The following is a 16,796-nucleotide window of genomic DNA, read 5'->3' on the forward strand; positions in this document are numbered from 1 at the left end:
GAACTGTGATGGAATGAAAGAGGCGCTCTCGCGCTATCCCCCCTCGAGTGGTTTTGTTCGTGAAGCCTTTGCAGCGGTTTCCTTCAACCAGTCTTTCATCTGATCAACCTCGCGCTGAACGAAGTCTTGATCCTTGAAGGCATTGAAAAGGATCGCGGCGCCCTGGCTTCGGGCAAGAAGATGCATGGCAAGCACATCCGAATCCGTTTCTCGGCCAAGCGCGACAAACTGACGGCGGAGCCACGTCCGGAACAGCATGAACAATCTGCTGGCTTCTGGCTGCGCCGCGTGGTTCAGCTTTGCCAATTCGCTTGTTAACGTTCCGATCGGGCAACCATAAAGTTTGATCTTCTCCCCATTGACGATCAGGATATCGATGAAGCCGGAGATCCGCTCGACTGGCGACGTGCCCTCCACCTCCCATCGCTCCAGCATTCCATTGCGATCCGCCAGGCGTTTCTGGATTACCGCGTCGAGGATGTCGTCCTTCGTCTTGAAATGGTGATAGAAGTTGCCGCGAGATATCTTCACGCGCTCGGCGATGTCGGCAAAAGATGTGTGCTCAAATCCCTGGCGGTAGAACAAGTCGTCCGCCACGCCAACAATCTTCTCGCGCGTCGCCCGACTTGCCATCGTATTGCCTCCCTGTTGGACACCTTGGTCAGCGGACGTCTCTTCGCCCTTTAAGAATGGATGTTCGGCATATCCGCAATCATCCACGCGAGATCAGGGTTGGCGAAGAAGGGCAGGCCGAATTCCACGAGATCGATATCACCGTTCGCGATTGCCTGTTTTGCAAGGTCAAGGTCGTGGCCGTTTTTGTTGGCTGAAAGTCACTCGCCAGGGCCGCGGCCATGAATCTTCCCCCAAATCAAACTAGGGCAACTGTCCTAATTCTCGTTGTTAGGACGGACGACCTAATTTGTCAATGCTCGTTTGACTGTCGCGAACCGACGCTGAAGCTGCGCTCGAGCCAGGTGACCCTCGACGAAGGCACGCCGCATGCAGCTGCGGCCGTTCCACGACCAACCTTATTGCCGTCTTCGCCGGTCATCTCATGCAGACGCGAATTAATGAGGTGGGCAGAATGTGACGGAGAATTTTTGAAACCGTTTTCGGCAATGCCATCGCCTCCACATCGCCTTGATCGGAGAGGGAGTGGCGACCTGTTCGCTCTGGGCATAAAAATGAGGCCCCGCAGGAACAGGCGGGGCCTCATTCGTGAAGGTCGTCAAACCATACAAAACGCAATACGTACATTAATTCAGTGGCCGCACGGCAATGAATACACAACCATGGATTAGTTCTGTTGTGCAACCACGGTTGCATCGTCGCAAATATGCGGCTCGATCACAATCATACAGGAGAATTAGTCGCCTAATCAATTTGTGTTACGCAACTCCACAACTGTTGCTAGTTTTATTGGCGCAATGCCATCCGCTGCGTGCGTCTAGCCGAGTGGCGCCAGGTCAGGGTCAGCCTGACGGATCCGGTGAACGGACACGTGCCGCTATCGGCCCGGTTCCTCTCAAGCGTTGGAAGCAGTTCTGCGTCACCACCATCCGATATCAGGTGAACGTCAACTGAACCTTCATGGAATGACTGCGGTCGCCAGCCAGCTCGAACGCCTCCACGGCACGCGCCACTTCGAACGTATGGCTGATGGTCGGGGAGAGATCGATACGCCGGTTCGAGATGAGGTCGACGGCCTCGCCGAATTCGGCATCGAAGCGGAAACTGCCTGCGATCTTGAGTTCTTTGGTTACGATGGAAGGAAGCGGGAACGGCATCGCGCCGCCGAGGCCGACGGCAACGAGCGTGCCGCGCGGTCGAAGGCATTCTATCGCGGTGGCGACTGCCGCCGGATGCCCTGAGCAATCGAACGCGACGTCTATCCGGCCCTTGCCGGCTTTGTAGCGGTCGAGGCCCGTCGCGTCCGCGCCGTTGATGACGATTTCATCGGCGCCGAGGCGTTCGGCGATCTTCAATGGTTCGGGAACGACATCGCAGGCGATGACGCGCTGCGCGCCGGCAAAACGGGCGGCCGCGATGGTCAGACATCCGATCGGACCGCAACCGAAGACGAGGACCGTCCTGCCAAGCAGCGAACCCGCCTGCTTGACTGCATGCAGGCACACCGCAAAGGGTTCGGCCAACGCGGCAAGGCCGGCATCGACGCCGGAGCCGACCGGGTAGAGGAGGTGAGCCGGAACGATCAGCGCCCCGCGAAAGAGCCCCTGCGCATGGGGAAAGCGCATTGCGCTTCCGCGGAAAAGCATGTTGTTGCAATGGTTGCGCAAGCCGCGCTGGCACTCCTCACAGTGGCCACAGGGCAGCGACGGGTTGATGGCGACGAGGTCGCCGGGTGCAAGGCCAGTCACGCCCCTGCCGAGCGCGGCGACGGTGCCGGATGCCTCATGGCCGAGAATCATCGGTTCGCGCAGACGCACGGTCCCGAAGCCGCCGTTGTGGTAGTAATGGAGGTCGGAGCCGCAGATGCCGCCGGCGGCTACGTGGATGAGGACTTCGCCTTCGCTGGGATCTGCCTCCTCAGGCCACTCCTCCAGGCGAAGATCGTGTGCTGCATGGGCAACAACAGCGCGCATGTCTACCTCCTTAAAGTACCGACAGCATGCCGCCGTCGACGAAAATCATCTGGCCGTTGACGTAATCGGAGGCCGGCGCGGAAAGGAACACGGCGGCGCCCACCAGTTCCTCCGGCTTGCCCCAACGCGCGGCAGGGGTGCGCCCCTTCACCCAGGCGTCGAATTGCGGGTTTTTGATCAGTGCCTCGTTCATGTCGGTGAGCATGTAACCCGGGCCGATGGCGTTGGCCTGAATGCCGTCCTTGGCCCATTCTGCTGCCATGCCCTTCGTCAGCATCTTCACGCCGCCCTTGGCGACCGTATAGGGGATGACGGTGGCGCGCGCGAGTTCGCTGGTCAGGGAGCCGATATTGACGATCTTGCCGTGACCGCGCGCAATCATACGGCGAGCAGCTTCGCGGCCGATAAGGAAAGCGCTGGTGAGGTTGGTATCGATGACACGCTGCCAGTCGGCAAGCGCAAGTTCGACCATCGGTTGGCGATGTTGGATGCCGGCATTATTGATGAGTATGTCGATCTCCAGCCCTTCGGTATCGAAGCGCTCGAATGTCTTGACGACATCAGGCTCGCTGGTCACGTCGAATGCGGCCTCGTAGACGGTATAGCCGTCGGCGCGCATGGCTTTCGACGCCTCTGCGACCGCGTCCACCGAACGGCCATTCAGTACGAGATGGGCACCGGCGTCGCCCAGCCCCCGCGCGATGGCATTGCCGAGACCGCGTGTCGAACCCGTAACGAGCGCCGTGCGGCCGGAAAGGTCGAAAAGCCTGTTCGTCATGGCGGGCTCCTTAGAGTTCGGACTTGCGACAGATGAGGTCGGAACGCTCGAAAACTGCCGGTAGAAGATCGACACCGAGGCCGGGGCCATCCATCGGCAGGACGTATCCGTCCTTGATGGTGGGGAGGACCGTCACCAGTTCCTTGTACCAACCGGTATAAAAGGCGCGCACGGATTCCTGGATCAATGTGTTCGGCTGGCTGAAAGAGGCGTGGATCGCCGCGGCGAAACCGATCGGGCCGGTGCAGTCATGTGGAGCGAAGGGGCGGTGATAGGTGTCTGCCAGTGCCGCTATCTTGCGGCCTTCCGTGAGGCCGCCAGTCCAGCACAGATCTACCATGGCGATGTGCATGGCGTCACGCTCTAACATGTCCTTGTAGGGGAAACGTGAGCCGAGCGTTTCGCTGGCGCAGACCCACACATCCGTGAACGCGGCGTATTCGGCGAGCGCCTGCGGCGAGTTCATGCGGATCGGGTCTTCGTACCACGTCGGCGCGTAGGGTTCGAGGGCACGGGCGATCTTTTTGGCGGTCGGGAGGTTCCAGAGTGAATGGAACTCCACCATGATCTCCATGCGGTCGCCCACGCGCCTGCGGATCTTTTCAAAGGGATCGATGGCCCTCTTCATCTGCTCGGCGGAGATGAAGAGACCGCGGTTCTCCTGGGCGGCCGGGTCGAAGGGCCAGATTTTCATGGCGGAAATGCCGTTTTCGAGCAGGTTCTCCGCCAGCGCCCCGGCATCGGTCATGAAGCCGGCAAGATCCTCATAGGGCCCCTCGGCAGCGCCGAGGTTCCAAGTGTCGACCGGGCGGATGTTGTTGCTGCGGACATAGCCATACCCGGCACAGGTGTTGTAGACACGCAGCTTGTCGGTGCAAAGGCCGCCGAGCATTTGGTGAACCGGCTGATCGCAGACCTTGCCAAACAGGTCCCAAAGCGCAATGTCGATGGCCGATGCGGCGCGGTATTCCGCACCCGTTGAGGACTGAGCCATCGGCAAGTCGGTCATGATCCGGTTCAGCGCTTCGATGCGCAGCGGGTCCTGCCCCAGAAGACGCGCGGCAAGCGTATCGTGGATATGCGCTTCGACCGCGCCAGCGCCGTAAAAGGTTTCACCAAGGCCGATGGCGCCGGCGTCTGTATGGACGCGAACCCAAAGAACGTTCGCGAACTCCTCCGTTCGCAACGTTTCCAATGCTGTGATCTTCACCTTTACCTCCTCCATGCCACTCGCAATGCGCTGACGCGGCGGCTCGTCGCCTGTGAGTTCAGGAAACCCGTGTGCTGCAATTGACATTCTATGATATTCTGTGAAATATCACGTAACGATCGCAATAGCCACTGGGAATGTTTTTTGCAAGAGACCATGCGGGTGGAAAAAGAAGATACAAAGCGAGACATCACGCCCGTCGCCGGAATAGAGGGGGTGTGGTCACTGGAACAGAACCGCGACCTGACGACGGTCGCCTATGAACGCATCGAGGAGCTCTTCGTCGCGATGCGGATTGCGCCGGGTGAGGAGATTCGCACGCAGGACCTTCAGGTCATGGTTGATCTCGGCCGCACGCCGGTACATCAGGCTGTGCGTCGCCTCGCGGCCGAAACACTTCTGGAGATCCGCCCGCGCAATGGACTGCGTGTCGCGCCGATTGATCTATCGCGTGAAAAGCGTCTGGCCGAATTGCGCCGCGACCTCAACCGTTTCGTTACATCGACAGCCATCCGAAACATAACCGCCAATGACCGTGCGGCCTTGCACTACCTGCGCCGCAAGCTCGCAGCAGAACTGGACGCGCTGTCACTGGACGCCTTCAATGCCATCGATAAATCCTTTGACCGGCTGGTCATCCGCGCCTCCGGCGAGCGCTTCCTTGACCGGGTGCTGAGCCCCTTGCACGCAATCGCCCGGCGCATAGGCTTCCTGCATATCAACCAGATCAGTGGTCGCGAGGGCATTCTCGGCAGCGCCGAACGGCATCTTGCGATCATGGATTTCATGCTTGCCGGCTCGGAGGAGAAGGCTTGTGCGGCATCCGACGAACTGGTGGCATACGGGATAGCGATGCTGCAGCAGCTCGAGAAAGAGATCGATCCGGCGCTGCTTGACGTGCGGTTTTCCGCTCGTGCCGGCAAGGCTGCCTGGGCCGTGCGCAAACCGAAGCCGTCGACGGGTTAGTTCATCTGAAAGGCAAACTTAAAGACTCATGGGAGGAGTTTAGTATGAAGCGTTTTCTTATTGGCACCACATTTGCCGTCATATCGGCCATCGGCCTTGCTGGCACGGCGCTTGCGCAGGAGTTCTCGTTCCGCTTTCAGTCCTCGGACCCCGCGGGCAATCCGAATTTCGAATACCAGAAGGGTTGGACCGACCTCGTTGCCGAACGCTCCGGCGGCAAGGTGAAGATCGAGCTTTTGCCGGTCGGCTCCGTCGTGGAATACAACGAAACGCTTGATGCCGTCGCCGGCGGCATTCTCGATGGTCAGATCTGCGATTCGTCCTACTGGGCTGGCAAGGATCCGGCTTTCGGACTGATCTCCAACCCGGTCGGCGCCTGGTCCGATCCGGCGCAGATGATCGACTTCGTCGAGAACGGCGGCGGCAAGGAGATCATGCAGGAATTGCTCGGCTCCTACGGCCTGCATTTCATCGGCGTTTCGACGCCGGGCCTGGAAGCCTTCGTGTCGCGCGTGCCTCTCGATGGCGTCGATGATCTGAAGGGCCTCAAGATGCGCGCCCCGGAAGGTCCGATAGCCAACGTCTTTGCAGCCGCAGGCGCTGCCCCGGTCAACCTGCCGTCCTCCGAAGTTTACACCTCGATCGACAAGGGCGTTGTGGATGCGGCGGACTATTCCGTGTTTTCCGTCAATCAGGCGCAGGGCCTCAATGGCGTCGCGAAACATCCGGTGTATCCCGGCTTCCATTCGCTGCCGCTTGTCGAGGTCTCGATGAACAAGGCGAAGTGGGACGCGCTGCCGGATGACCTGAAGAAGATGCTTGAGGAAACCGTCAAGGAGTTCCAGCAGACCCAGATCAACGGCTTGAAGGCCGCCGACCAGAAGGCCGTGGAGGCCGCCAAGGCCGAAGGCACGATCACGATCCATGACTGGTCTGCCGAGGAGCGCGCCAAGTTCCGCAAGCTTGGGGTCGCCGAATGGGAGAACATTGCGAAGCGCTCGCCGATGGCCCAGAAGGTGTTCGACACCCTGACGGCCTACCTCAAGGAAAAGGGTCTCCTCTGACCGATTCCATGCGGCGGTCCGTCCGGGCCGTCGCTTTCTCGTGCCGAGGGAGAGAGGCATGACAAGAGACACGTTTTCAGAGGACGCCGATGCCGCCAGGGGCGACGAGGTCGTCGGGGCTGTTCGCGAAGCCGGCGTGCTCGGCCGCTTCATCGACAGGATCGGCTATGTTTTCGCCATCGGCATCGTGCTCGCAGCACTCATCCTGCTCTTGGAAGTGTTTCTGCGGTACGTGTTGAACAGTCCAACGATTTGGGCACACGAGACGACCGTCTTCCTTTGCGGTGTGGCTTTTGTCTTCGGCGGTCTCTATTGCACCGCCCGCAACAGCCATATCCGTGTCGTCCTGCTCTATGATCACTTCTCGCCACGCGCGCGCCGGTTTGCCGATATCGCTATTTCCCTCGTCAGCGCCCTTGCTAGCGGCTTCTTTGCCTTTGCCGCCTACCACATGGTCGAACGGGCTGTGGTCACTCCTTCCGGTGAGATCCGCCTGGAGACCACCGGCAGTGCCTGGAGCCCACCGACACCGGCCCTGATCAAGATCTTCATCCTCGTGGTGATGATCCTGCTCGTCGTCCAGTTCCTCATTCTTGCCGTCAACTACGCCAAGCGAGCCTCAAAGGACTGAGCGATGGCCGATTTCCTTGATTTCAGCATCAATCTGCAGGCACTCGGCATCGGCTGGGGCACTCTGCTCATGTTCGTGATGATGGTTGGGCTGCTGCTCTCCGGCATGCCGCTCGCCTTCGTCACCCTGCTCGTGGCGCTTATCTTCGCGCTCGGTTGGTTCGGCCCTATGTCGATCCCGCTCATCACAAGCCGCGTTTATTCCTTCGTGATGAACTTCGTGTTCGTTTCAGTGCCGATGTTTGTGCTGATGGCGGCAATCCTCGACCGCTCGGGCATCGCGCGTGACCTCTTCGACGCCATGAAGCTTTTTGCCGGCCGCATACGCGGCGGCGTTGCGGTGCAAACCGTCTTCGTCTCGGTGATCCTCGCCGCCATGAGCGGCATCATCGGTGGCGAAATCGTGCTGCTCGGCCTTATCGCGTTGCCGCAAATGCTGCGTCTCGGCTATGATCGCAACCTGGCGATCGGCGTCGTTTGCGCAGGCGGGTCGCTCGGGACGATGATACCGCCCTCAATCGTCCTGATCATCTATGGACTAACCGCGAACGTGTCCATCGGCGAGCTGTTCACCGCCGCCTTCTTGCCCGGCTTCATGCTGGCGATGTTCTATGTCGCCTATATCCTCGTGCGCGCCTACTTTACGCCGGGCATCGTTCCGCCCGTCGATACAACGCCGATCCCGAACGAAGAGAAGCTTCGTCTTTTGAAAGGCCTTGCGCTTCCTGTGCTGGTCGTGTTCGTCGTTCTTGGATCGATCTACGGGGGCATTGCGTCCGTCACGGAAGCCTCCGCCATCGGCGTCGGTGGCGTCATCCTTTCGACCATTCTGCGTGGCGAGTTCTCTTACAAATTGCTGCGCGATGCGGCGATGCAGACGCTTTCAACCGTTGGCATGATCGTCTGGATCGGTATCGGCGCAACCGCCATTGTTGGCGTCTACAACCTGATGGGTGGCGTGAATTTCGTCTCGGGCATGATTACAGGCATTTCCGACAATCCGACGGTGATCGTGCTCGTGATGATGCTGATCCTGTTCGTACTCGGCGCCTTTCTCGATTGGGTGGGTATCGCGCTTCTGACGATGCCGATCTTTGTGCCAATCATCAAATCCCTTGGCATGGATCCAGTCTGGTTCGGTGTCCTCTTTTGTATGAACATGCAGGTATCGTTCCTGTCGCCACCTTTTGGACCGGCCGCATTCTATCTAAAGTCAGTCGCACCTCCAGGGATTACGCTGGGCATCATTTTCCGGTCTCTGGTGCCGTTCATCATGTTGCAGATCCTTGGAGTCGCCATGCTGATCGCTTTCCCCGGAATCACCGGACGCTAGCAACGTCAGCCTACCAAGATCCCCGCGCCGGTGCGGCACTTAGGCGCCTGCATCCGAAGCGGGGCGCGCAGTGGTCTCCGGGCGCGCCGATCTGCTGCTAATGGTCTATATAGCTGGGTCGGTTCATTTTGCTTTGAGATAGGAAATGAGGGCTTGTCAGTCCTGCTCTTTGGCGATCCGGATTGATGTTCTGCGAACGAGCGGGGTGGGGCGACGAGTTAGGCATTGAAACCCTGTTCCGTCCAGACCACAAGGGATAAGAGGTGTGCCGAGGGACGGAGAGGGCCCCTGACTTCGGACACATATACGTGGCAGGTCGCCTCGAGCGAAAAGCATATCGCAAAGGCAGACGCCGCATTCAAATGTCCCGTCTTGGCCCTCATGAGTCGGGCGGAACTTCAAGTCGATGTGACCATTTATGCCTCGGAAGGGCTGGAGGTTCTCCATGACGGACTATAAGGGCATCCCAATCGTAGATTTTGCCGGCCAACTCGAGGCGATGACTGGGGACGAGGTGTTTTCCCTCATGTCCGATCTCGAGGCCGCTAGCGAATGCGGTGATGGCCCGGAGCGCAATGAGGTGCTGTCGCGGATTGCATTGACTGAAGAAGAGATACAAAAGCGCTTTCCGGGTCAGTTGCTTGCGCCATACCGGGAATGGAAAAAACGCAATCGCTGAAATTCTGCTGCCCGGTTTCGCGGCAAGTTGCGATCTTTGATCTCGACTGCAACGACGGCTCTTCACCTGCACCGTTTAGTTATCGTGTCGTGACGATCTGGTTGGATCGCGCCGCAGGGATCTGGTCCCCGAGCGAAGGGCCCCATCCGGATCATGACGGCGAAGAAGACAAGCCTTCCGGCTTTTCGAAGTCGGGACTGGTGACGCGATAGCGCGATAGGCATGCGAACTCGGCGTAGCCGAACCCTTCTCATGCCGTTCTCATCTTTTCGGAGCGCCTATTTTTGCAGGGGGACAGAGATCACATAAAAGGAATGGCCTCGTCCGGGGATGACGAGGCCATGGGCACTTATCGAGCTTCATTCCCTTGAGGGACAATGAAGGTGTCGCCCTGATCGGGGGGCTCAGGGTTTCACAAACGCTAGAACGTCGTTGCCCAAGAGGGGTTCCGGGCTCCGGCAAAAAAATATGGCCCCGGGTGCGACCAAGGGCCATGAAAGAACGTGCGCGTGTCGAGCCTAAGCCTTCAACAGGCTAGGCCCTCCTCAGGAACGGCTGGCACTGAAACTAGTTCCATGCCTATTTGATTCTCTCCGCCGCTCGATCGATGAACACGCTAAACCCGTCGGGGTTTATTGACCGCCCTGCGCACACACAAGTCTGCATGCGTGTCGGGCCGGCGGGCATCCACCGGCCTGACAATTCGGAGCGATAGCACCCAATAGCGTGGGGTGGAAGTTCGTCTTGCGCTGCGGCTACGTCACGGTCTCCTCCTCGGACCGGTCGTAGGACAATGCTTCGTGCTGAGATGTGGCCAATTTTTCGCCGTGTTTGGTGCGCGCGCCAGCGGGTACCCGTCCTCGCATCGAAACGATTGCGGCCGGCGCGTCTCCGTTCTTGTCGGCGCCGAAGTAGATCGTCTGGTGTGGGAAGGGAAGCTCAATCCCCCTGGCGTCGAAGACGCGCTTGACCGCGCCATTAAGTGCGCGACCGACGCTCCATTGCTTACCCGCCAGCGTCTTGATCCGCACGCGGATGATCACGGCGCTGTCGGCGAGCTCCTGGACACCGAACCACTCCATATCGCCGATAATGGCGCCTTTCAGCTCAGGATCCGCGCGCAGTTCCTCGAACGCTACGAACATCGCCTCCCTCGCGTCTTCGACATCCTCTCGATATGCGATGCCGACATCCCCGACGTGATAGGCAAAGTCACGCATCAGGTTCGTCACCATGTCAACGGACGAAAAGGAGATGATGTGATAGGCTCCTTGAACGTCGCGAAGGCTGACGGACCGAATGGTAAGCCGCTCGACAGTTCCAGTCGTGCCACCCACGGTGATGACATCGCCGACATTGATCGCGTTTTCCAACTGTATGAATACGCCATTGATGACGTCTTGCACGAGTTTTTGCGCCCCGAAGCCGATGGCAAGACCGAGCACGCCGGCAGAGGCAAGCAGCGGTGCGATGTCGAGCCCCATCTGAGACAACGAGAACATCAGGGCGATCACGACGATGGCGATCGTGGCGGCGTTTCGCAGGAGCGTCAGGAGCGTCGTCTCGCGCGACGTCGCGACGGTGCCAAAGGCGGGATTAAGCCGATAGTCCACCCAGGAGGTCAGCGCCAACCAGCAAAGATATGCGACGAGCACGATAACCAAGACTGACGCGAGCGCACCGGTGAACGCGAGGCCCAGGCGCGATTGGACGAGGGCGGCCATATCGAAAATGCCAATTGCTGTCAGGACGAAGCCGAGCACCGTTGCCAGAATGACCGTCCGCAGCAGTGTCAAGAAGCGGGGCACGAGACCGTTGACGCGCCGCTCGAGAAGCGGAAGCCTTTGATTTACGTTTTCTGGCAGACTTACGCCCTTCCTCACGGAGCGACCCAACCAATCCGCAAGGACGAAACCGATGATGATGGCGGCGAATGCCTGGGCACTTGCTCCCAGCACCGAAAAAAGCCGCTCCGTCGGTCCGACCAACACCACAAAAAACAGGAAGGCGAAGTAGACGAGCACGGGCCAATGCCAACGCGCCGCGATGAAGCCGAGCCCGCGGTGGCGGGGACTGCCGCCCGGGGTAGCCAAAAGCCACTCCGTAACGGCGCGCCGGTTCATGAGTGTCGCAGAAATCGCGCTGATGAGAGCGACGAGGGCAACGAGCGCGGACACGGCTTGCCCGGAGGCGGCAGATACGGCCTGCGAGAGAATGGGCTGGAGAAGCAACTGGCCATATCCGAGTATACTGATAATCCAGGCAAGGACCCGGCTTGTCCGCCGGGCGGCCTCATCGGAAATCCGGATAAGGCGAAGCTCGCGGACGAAGGGAGACAGTACGGTTCTAACGACAACCTTCGCCAGTTGCACCACGGTGAATGCGTTGAGGTAGAGTGTCTGTTGTATATCCATGCGCCCCAGCTCGCCAAAGACCGTTAGCGCCGCCAGATATCCCGCGCCCCAGGCAAGGATGACGATGCCGACGTCAAGGACCGCCGACGCCGTGACCAGGAAGATTTTTTCGAGGAGCCCGGCGGTCAGGGCACGCACCCCGAAGGACCGGTCGATCCGACGGGTGATCAATCTCAGGGTTGCGAAGACGCCGTAGGTGACGGCGATCACGAGCGCAAGGTCACGTATTGCACGCAACAGCACCTCGCCTTCGGCGCCGTTGAGGCTCGAAAACGTCGCTGGCGCTGCCGCCAGTTGGCCGGAGAACACGATCACTGAGGAGATTGCCCTTTCGGCGAATTGGCGCGTCACGTCGGCGATCTGCTTGCCGAGCGAGTCATCCGGCGCGGCAACGGGCGCTTCTTTGTTGCCGACCTTGGCGTTGGCAATCTTCTGCAGCTCATTGAGGAGGGTCTGACGCGTGTTGTCGTCGCGCAGTATATCGATGAGCTCCTGCAGCTTGGCGGCATCAACCGGCTGCTCCTGTGTGGTGCCGGGGGATGCCGGCTGTTGCGCGGAGGCCGGCATGACGCCCGCCCAGACGAGGACGGCGAGAAGGAAGGTCGTGCGTAGCAAGGACAAAATCATGGTCTACACCGTCGCGCGCGTGCCGGGAAACAACAGATCGACGAAACGCGCCGCTGTGGGTTGGGGTTCGTGATTGGCAAGGCCAGGCCGCTCGTTGGCCTCGATGAATACGTATTCCGGTTCGCCGGGGTCTTTGACCATAAAGTCGATACCGACGACGGGTATGTCGATCGCTCGCGCCGCGCGGCACGCAGCAGAGACGAGCTCGGGATGGACGGTGTCGGTAACGTCGCGGATCGACCCGCCCGTATGGAGATTGGCCGCCCCGCGCACGGTAACTTCACGTCCTTCCTCAAGAACTGTTCCAAGATCGAGCTCCTGTTCGGCGAGGCAACGATCCGTTTCTCGATCGAGCGGAATTCGGCTCTCGCCGCCCGTTGCGGCCTGGCGCCGTCGCGATTGCATCTCAATGAGCCTGGCGATTGTGCTGCGGCCATCGCCGATGACGCGCGGCGGGCAGCGCACGGCCGCGGCAACCAGCTTGAAGTCGATGATTACGAGACGGAGGTCCTGTCCATCAAAGCACGCTTCCAAAAGGACCCGCTCGCAAACTCCGCGCGCTTGCGCGATCGCTTCGTCGAGCGCCTTCAATGTGGTAATCCCGACCGAAACGCCTCGGCCCTGCTCGCCACGCGCGGGCTTGACCACCAACTTGCCATGCTTTCCGAGAAAGGCTTTGAGCAGCATCCTATCATCACCTGCTTCGATCTGGTCGGGGACGGCAAGGCCGGCTGAGGCGACGGTCCGGCGAGCGATCGCTTTGTCGTCAGCGATCGCCACAGCGACGCCGGAGGTCAGCTCGCAAAGGCTCTCGCGGCAGTGGATTGAGCGGCCCCCATGTGAGAGCCTGAAAAAGCCGCCTTCGGCGTCTGTAATTTCCACATGCACCCCGCGCCGCGTCGCCTCGTCGACGATCAGCCGCGCATAAGGATTAAGGGTTTCGTAGGATTGGTGCGGCATCGCGAAGAACTTTTCATTGATCGCGTTCTTTCGCTTGACGGCAAAAAGCGGCATGCGCCGGAAGTTCAGCTTCTCGTACAGCTTTATCGCAAGCTCGTTGTCGTGCATCACCGATAGATCGAGATAAGAAAGGCCACGTACTTGAAAGTGTTCGGCGAGCTTGGCGACGAGCCGCTCGCCGATGCCCGGCTGGCGGGCATGTGGGTGGACGGCCAGACACCATAGCGACGCGCCCCGGTCTGGATCGTTAAACAGGCGCTGGTGGTCGATGCCTGTTACGGTACCCACGATCTCGCCGGTGGTCTCGTCCTGCGCGACGAAGTAGGTTACCGAGCGGTCGTCCCTGTCGGAGGAAAAGAAGTCCTTGCGGATCGGGACCATGCCGCAGGCGGCATAGACCCGATTGATGCCGTCGGCGTCGGCCTCGGTGGCGAGCCGACGGATCGTGACGCCGCGCATGCGGCGTGTCCTTGACCGGTACGTCGAGAGGGTAAGCCGGAACGTGTGCGACGGATCGAGGAAAACCTCCTGCGGCGCAAGCGACAGCAGCACATGCGGATCGCGCACATAAAACGCGATGTCCCGGCTCGATGGCGCTTCTTCGCGCAGTTTCGACAGCAGCGTTTCGTCGTCCGAAAACGTCTGGGCAAAAAGCAGCCGGCCCCAACCGCAATCCAGCACCACGTCCGTTGTCTGCTCTTCCGATGCGACCGGCCGGCCGACTTGCCGCCCGGGCTGCGCACGGATCCTCAGCTGTGCCAGGCGATGGCTCACGGCGCGCGTTCCTTTTCTATGTTGATGCGGCGTGGATTTTCCCCCTGCTTTCTTCATGCTACACCCCCTGGGCCTGAAGCCACATTTCCAGAAGCCCGACCTGCCAGAGTTCCGAACCGCGCAAAGGCGTGATGTGCTGCGACGGTTGGTCGAAAAGGCGTTCGAGATAGTCATCGCGGAAAAGACCGCGCTCACGGGCCACCTGCGAAGCGAGCGTGTCGCGGATCATCTCGAGGTAGGGACCGGCAATATATTTGAGCTGAGGAACCGGGAAGTACCCTTTTTTGCGATCAATAACCTCGCTCGGCACCAGCTTGCGGGCGACATCCTTCAGGATGCCCTTGCCGCCGTCGCGGAGCTTTTCCTCCGGCGGGATACGCGCGGCAAGTTCCACCAGCTCGTGGTCGAGGAATGGAACCCGGGCCTCCAGGCCCCACGCCATGGTCATGTTGTCGACACGTTTGACCGGATCGTCAACGAGCATGACGTTGCTGTCGAGCCGCAGTGCCTGGTCGACGGGCGTGTCGGCGCCTCGGCGCGAAAGATGTTCGGTCAGCAATGCGCCGCTTGCGTCCTCGTCGGCAATCCAGCTGTCGGCAAGCTGCGTTCGAAGCACCGCATGCGAGCGGTCGCGAAACACCTTGCCATAGTCCGAGACAACGTCATTGGAATTGACGAGCGGCGGATACCAGTGGTAGCCGCCGAAAATCTCGTCGGCCCCCTGGCCGGACTGCACGACCTTGATGTGCCTGGAAACCTCCTTGGAGAGCAGGTAGAATCCGACATTGTCATAGGAGACCATCGGCTCTGACATCGCCGCGATCGTGCCAGGAAGCGCTTCCATCAGGGCTTCGGAAGGGACGAAGATCTTATGATGATCCGTGCCGAACTGTCGGGCGATGAGATCGGAGTAGACGAATTCGTCACCCTTCTCGCCGTTGGCTTCCTCAAACCCAACAGAAAAGCTCATGAGGTCACGTTGGCCAGCTTCGGCGAGCAAGCCGACGATCAGGCTGGAATCGACGCCGCCGGACAGCAAGACGCCGACGGGCACGTCCGCGATCATGCGGCGTTTGACGGCGGTCCGCAGCGCATCGAGAAGCAGCTCCTGCCAGTCCTCCCGCACCCTTTGCCTATCGCCCGCCTGGCGGCAATAGGGCGGGTCCCAGTAACGGCGATCCTTGAAGCGTCCGTCCCGCTCGTAAATGCGGATCGTCGCCTGCGGTAGCTTGCGCACACCTTTCAGAATAGTGCGCGGCGGCGGCACGACGGCGTGGAACGTCATGTAATTGTGCAGCGCCTGGGCGTCGATCGACGTGTCGATGCCACCAGCCTTGACGATTGCCGGCAGGCTGGAGGCAAACCGCATCGTTTTCTCCACCATTGACAGGTAGAGCGGCTTGATGCCGAAACGGTCGCGCGCCAGGATGACGCGGCCGCTGTCGCGTTCATGAAGGACGAAGGCGAACATGCCGGAAAAACGGGACACGCAATTCTCGCCCCAGGCATGCCACGCCTTCAGAATGACTTCGGTGTCACCTTCAGAAAAGAACGTGTATCCTTCCCCTTCGAGCTCGGTTCGCAACTCACGGAAGTTGTAAATGCAGCCGTTGAAGACGAGTGACAGACCAAGATCGGGATCGACCATCGGTTGCTGCGACTTGTCGGAGAGATCGAGTATCCGTAATCTTCGGTGCCCGAGCCCGACATTTCCCCTGACCACGACGCCCGACGCATCAGGCCCGCGGGGCGCGAGAACGTCTGTCATGATCGAGATTGCCGAAACTGACGGGGACCCGCCGTCGAACCTGACTTCTCCGCAAATTCCACACATAAACTTGGCCAGAACTCCTTTGTAGGTACAAAACGCGACGTCAGGGCCGTGAAAATATTCGCGGCCCTGACGTCGTATGGAAACAATGCACGACGTGGCCCGATGTTCCGTTGTCGTCGTCAGTCGTCCGTCGCCGATCCTTCGTGCTCATCGGCGCGGGCAATCATGTAGGCCTCGGCAAATGCCATGTGTTCAGCGGCGATGCTGCGCGCATCCTCGGCCCTTCCGTCCTTCAGGGCAGCCATCAGACGATATTGGAACGAAACGCCTTCCTCGCGCGAACTCGGTGCGGGATCGGCATATATCCGTCGCGCCAGCGGAAGGTCGCGCAGCAGATTGTGCATCAGGCTGCAAAGGAACCCGAGAAGAGGATTGGGGCAAAGTTGCGCGAGCTGCGAGTGGAAATCGAGTTCCGCCACACGCTGGCGATATTGTTCATCAGCATCGGCCGGCGGACGGTCATAAATCCGGATCGTACTTTCTAGCAGGGCAAGCTCCGCCTCGGTGATGTGTCCAGCGAGCTGTGCGGCCACTTCGGGCTCCAGCGCCTTGCGGATCGCGTAGATGTCCGAAAGGCTCGGCTGGTCGAAAAAGAAATGGGTCGACATCAATTCCATGGCGCGCTGGGCGGAGGGTTGTGCAACGAAAGCGCCGCCGCCGGGTCCACTGCGGGTAAAGACGAGGCCCTGGGTTTCCAGCGCCTTCATCGCTTCGCGCACCGTGCCCTTCGCCGCCTTGAACCGGTCGATGAGTTCGCGTTCCTGGGGCAGGCGCGCACCGGGCCCAAGGCCTTGTGTGCGAATATAGTCCTTCATCAGATCGGCAATCGCGTCAGGCCGACGCTTTGGCTTGCCTGAGGGCGTGAAGAGGCGCCTGATCTGGCCGCCCTGTGGATCCTGCTTGTCGTCGATACCCGACATA

The 16,796-nt window shown here is 60.1% G+C and carries 13 protein-coding genes; 5 read left to right on the plus strand and 8 right to left on the minus strand.

Translation table 11 applies throughout. From position 1 onward, the window contains the following. Positions 1-33: 33 nt before the first annotated feature. The 4 genes from ACIQUG_RS33755 to ACIQUG_RS33770 form a co-directional block, all read right to left on the minus strand. Positions 34-633, minus strand: a complete 600-nt coding sequence (locus ACIQUG_RS33755; protein WP_043625493.1) for a TetR/AcrR family transcriptional regulator — start codon at positions 631-633, stop codon at positions 34-36. 935 nt (positions 634-1,568) lie between these two features. Next, complete coding sequence (locus ACIQUG_RS33760) at positions 1,569-2,606, minus strand: L-idonate 5-dehydrogenase (protein WP_402326746.1); 1,038 nt, start codon at positions 2,604-2,606, stop codon at positions 1,569-1,571. A gap of 10 nt (positions 2,607-2,616) precedes the next feature. Then, entirely contained in the window at positions 2,617-3,384 is a 768-nt protein-coding gene (locus ACIQUG_RS33765) for an SDR family oxidoreductase (protein WP_043625499.1), read from the minus strand. A 10-nt stretch (positions 3,385-3,394) separates the two neighbouring features. Next, on the minus strand, positions 3,395-4,594 hold the full coding sequence (locus tag ACIQUG_RS33770) for a mandelate racemase/muconate lactonizing enzyme family protein (RefSeq protein ID WP_043625520.1): 1,200 nt from the start codon (positions 4,592-4,594) through the stop codon (positions 3,395-3,397). Positions 4,595-4,738: 144 nt separating this feature from the next. Between ACIQUG_RS33770 and ACIQUG_RS33775 the strand changes: the two genes are divergently transcribed. The 5 genes from ACIQUG_RS33775 to ACIQUG_RS33795 all read left to right on the plus strand — a co-directional run bounded on the left by ACIQUG_RS33775 (position 4,739) and on the right by ACIQUG_RS33795 (position 9,266). Continuing rightward, complete coding sequence (locus ACIQUG_RS33775; protein WP_197067212.1) at positions 4,739-5,560, plus strand: GntR family transcriptional regulator; 822 nt, start codon at positions 4,739-4,741, stop codon at positions 5,558-5,560. 44 nt (positions 5,561-5,604) lie between these two features. Further along, a complete protein-coding gene (locus tag ACIQUG_RS33780; protein ID WP_043625502.1) occupies positions 5,605-6,624 on the plus strand; it encodes a TRAP transporter substrate-binding protein in 1,020 nt (339 codons plus the stop codon). 58 nt (positions 6,625-6,682) lie between these two features. Then, positions 6,683-7,255 (plus strand): TRAP transporter small permease subunit, encoded by a 573-nt coding sequence (locus ACIQUG_RS33785; RefSeq protein ID WP_402326747.1) that lies wholly within the window; start codon positions 6,683-6,685, stop codon positions 7,253-7,255. A gap of 3 nt (positions 7,256-7,258) precedes the next feature. Further along, on the plus strand, positions 7,259-8,587 hold the full coding sequence (locus ACIQUG_RS33790) for a TRAP transporter large permease subunit (RefSeq protein WP_043625509.1): 1,329 nt from the start codon (positions 7,259-7,261) through the stop codon (positions 8,585-8,587). A gap of 445 nt (positions 8,588-9,032) precedes the next feature. Next, positions 9,033-9,266: a hypothetical protein gene (locus ACIQUG_RS33795; protein WP_043625512.1), complete on the plus strand. Its 234-nt coding sequence runs from the start codon at positions 9,033-9,035 to the stop codon at positions 9,264-9,266. Positions 9,267-10,021: 755 nt separating this feature from the next. Here ACIQUG_RS33795 and ACIQUG_RS33800 read toward each other — a convergent pair. The 4 genes from ACIQUG_RS33800 to ACIQUG_RS33815 form a co-directional block, all read right to left on the minus strand. Continuing rightward, entirely contained in the window at positions 10,022-12,307 is a 2,286-nt protein-coding gene (locus tag ACIQUG_RS33800) for a mechanosensitive ion channel domain-containing protein (RefSeq protein ID WP_402326748.1), read from the minus strand. Positions 12,308-12,310: 3 nt separating this feature from the next. Further along, a complete protein-coding gene (gene ngg, locus ACIQUG_RS33805) occupies positions 12,311-14,098 on the minus strand; it encodes an N-acetylglutaminylglutamine synthetase (RefSeq protein ID WP_043617840.1) in 1,788 nt (595 codons plus the stop codon). Between the two features lies 1 nt (position 14,099). Continuing rightward, positions 14,100-15,875 (minus strand): N-acetylglutaminylglutamine amidotransferase, encoded by a 1,776-nt coding sequence (locus tag ACIQUG_RS33810; protein ID WP_402326750.1) that lies wholly within the window; start codon positions 15,873-15,875, stop codon positions 14,100-14,102. Positions 15,876-15,994: 119 nt separating this feature from the next. Further along, positions 15,995-16,795, minus strand: coding sequence for a FadR/GntR family transcriptional regulator (locus ACIQUG_RS33815; protein WP_402326752.1), 801 nt, complete (start codon positions 16,793-16,795; stop codon positions 15,995-15,997). Between the last annotated feature and the right edge of the window lies 1 nt (position 16,796).

It is taken from the genome of Ensifer sp. NPDC090286, assembly GCF_044769565.1.
GTDB lineage: Bacteria > Pseudomonadota > Alphaproteobacteria > Rhizobiales > Rhizobiaceae > Ensifer.

Coding starts and splice junctions, on each gene's coding strand:
- ACIQUG_RS33755 (WP_043625493.1), bottom strand. CDS start 633: ATGGCAAGTCGGGCGACGCGCGAGAAGATTGTTGGCGTGGCGGACGAC.
- ACIQUG_RS33760 (WP_402326746.1), bottom strand. CDS start 2,606: ATGCGCGCTGTTGTTGCCCATGCAGCACACGATCTTCGCCTGGAGGAG.
- ACIQUG_RS33765 (WP_043625499.1), bottom strand. CDS start 3,384: ATGACGAACAGGCTTTTCGACCTTTCCGGCCGCACGGCGCTCGTTACG.
- ACIQUG_RS33780 (WP_043625502.1), top strand. CDS start 5,605: ATGAAGCGTTTTCTTATTGGCACCACATTTGCCGTCATATCGGCCATC.
- ACIQUG_RS33785 (WP_402326747.1), top strand. CDS start 6,683: ATGACAAGAGACACGTTTTCAGAGGACGCCGATGCCGCCAGGGGCGAC.
- ACIQUG_RS33790 (WP_043625509.1), top strand. CDS start 7,259: ATGGCCGATTTCCTTGATTTCAGCATCAATCTGCAGGCACTCGGCATC.
- ACIQUG_RS33795 (WP_043625512.1), top strand. CDS start 9,033: ATGACGGACTATAAGGGCATCCCAATCGTAGATTTTGCCGGCCAACTC.
- ACIQUG_RS33800 (WP_402326748.1), bottom strand. CDS start 12,307: ATGATTTTGTCCTTGCTACGCACGACCTTCCTTCTCGCCGTCCTCGTC.
- ngg (WP_043617840.1), bottom strand. CDS start 14,098: ATGAAGAAAGCAGGGGGAAAATCCACGCCGCATCAACATAGAAAAGGA.
- ACIQUG_RS33810 (WP_402326750.1), bottom strand. CDS start 15,875: ATGTGTGGAATTTGCGGAGAAGTCAGGTTCGACGGCGGGTCCCCGTCA.
- ACIQUG_RS33815 (WP_402326752.1), bottom strand. CDS start 16,795: ATGTCGGGTATCGACGACAAGCAGGATCCACAGGGCGGCCAGATCAGG.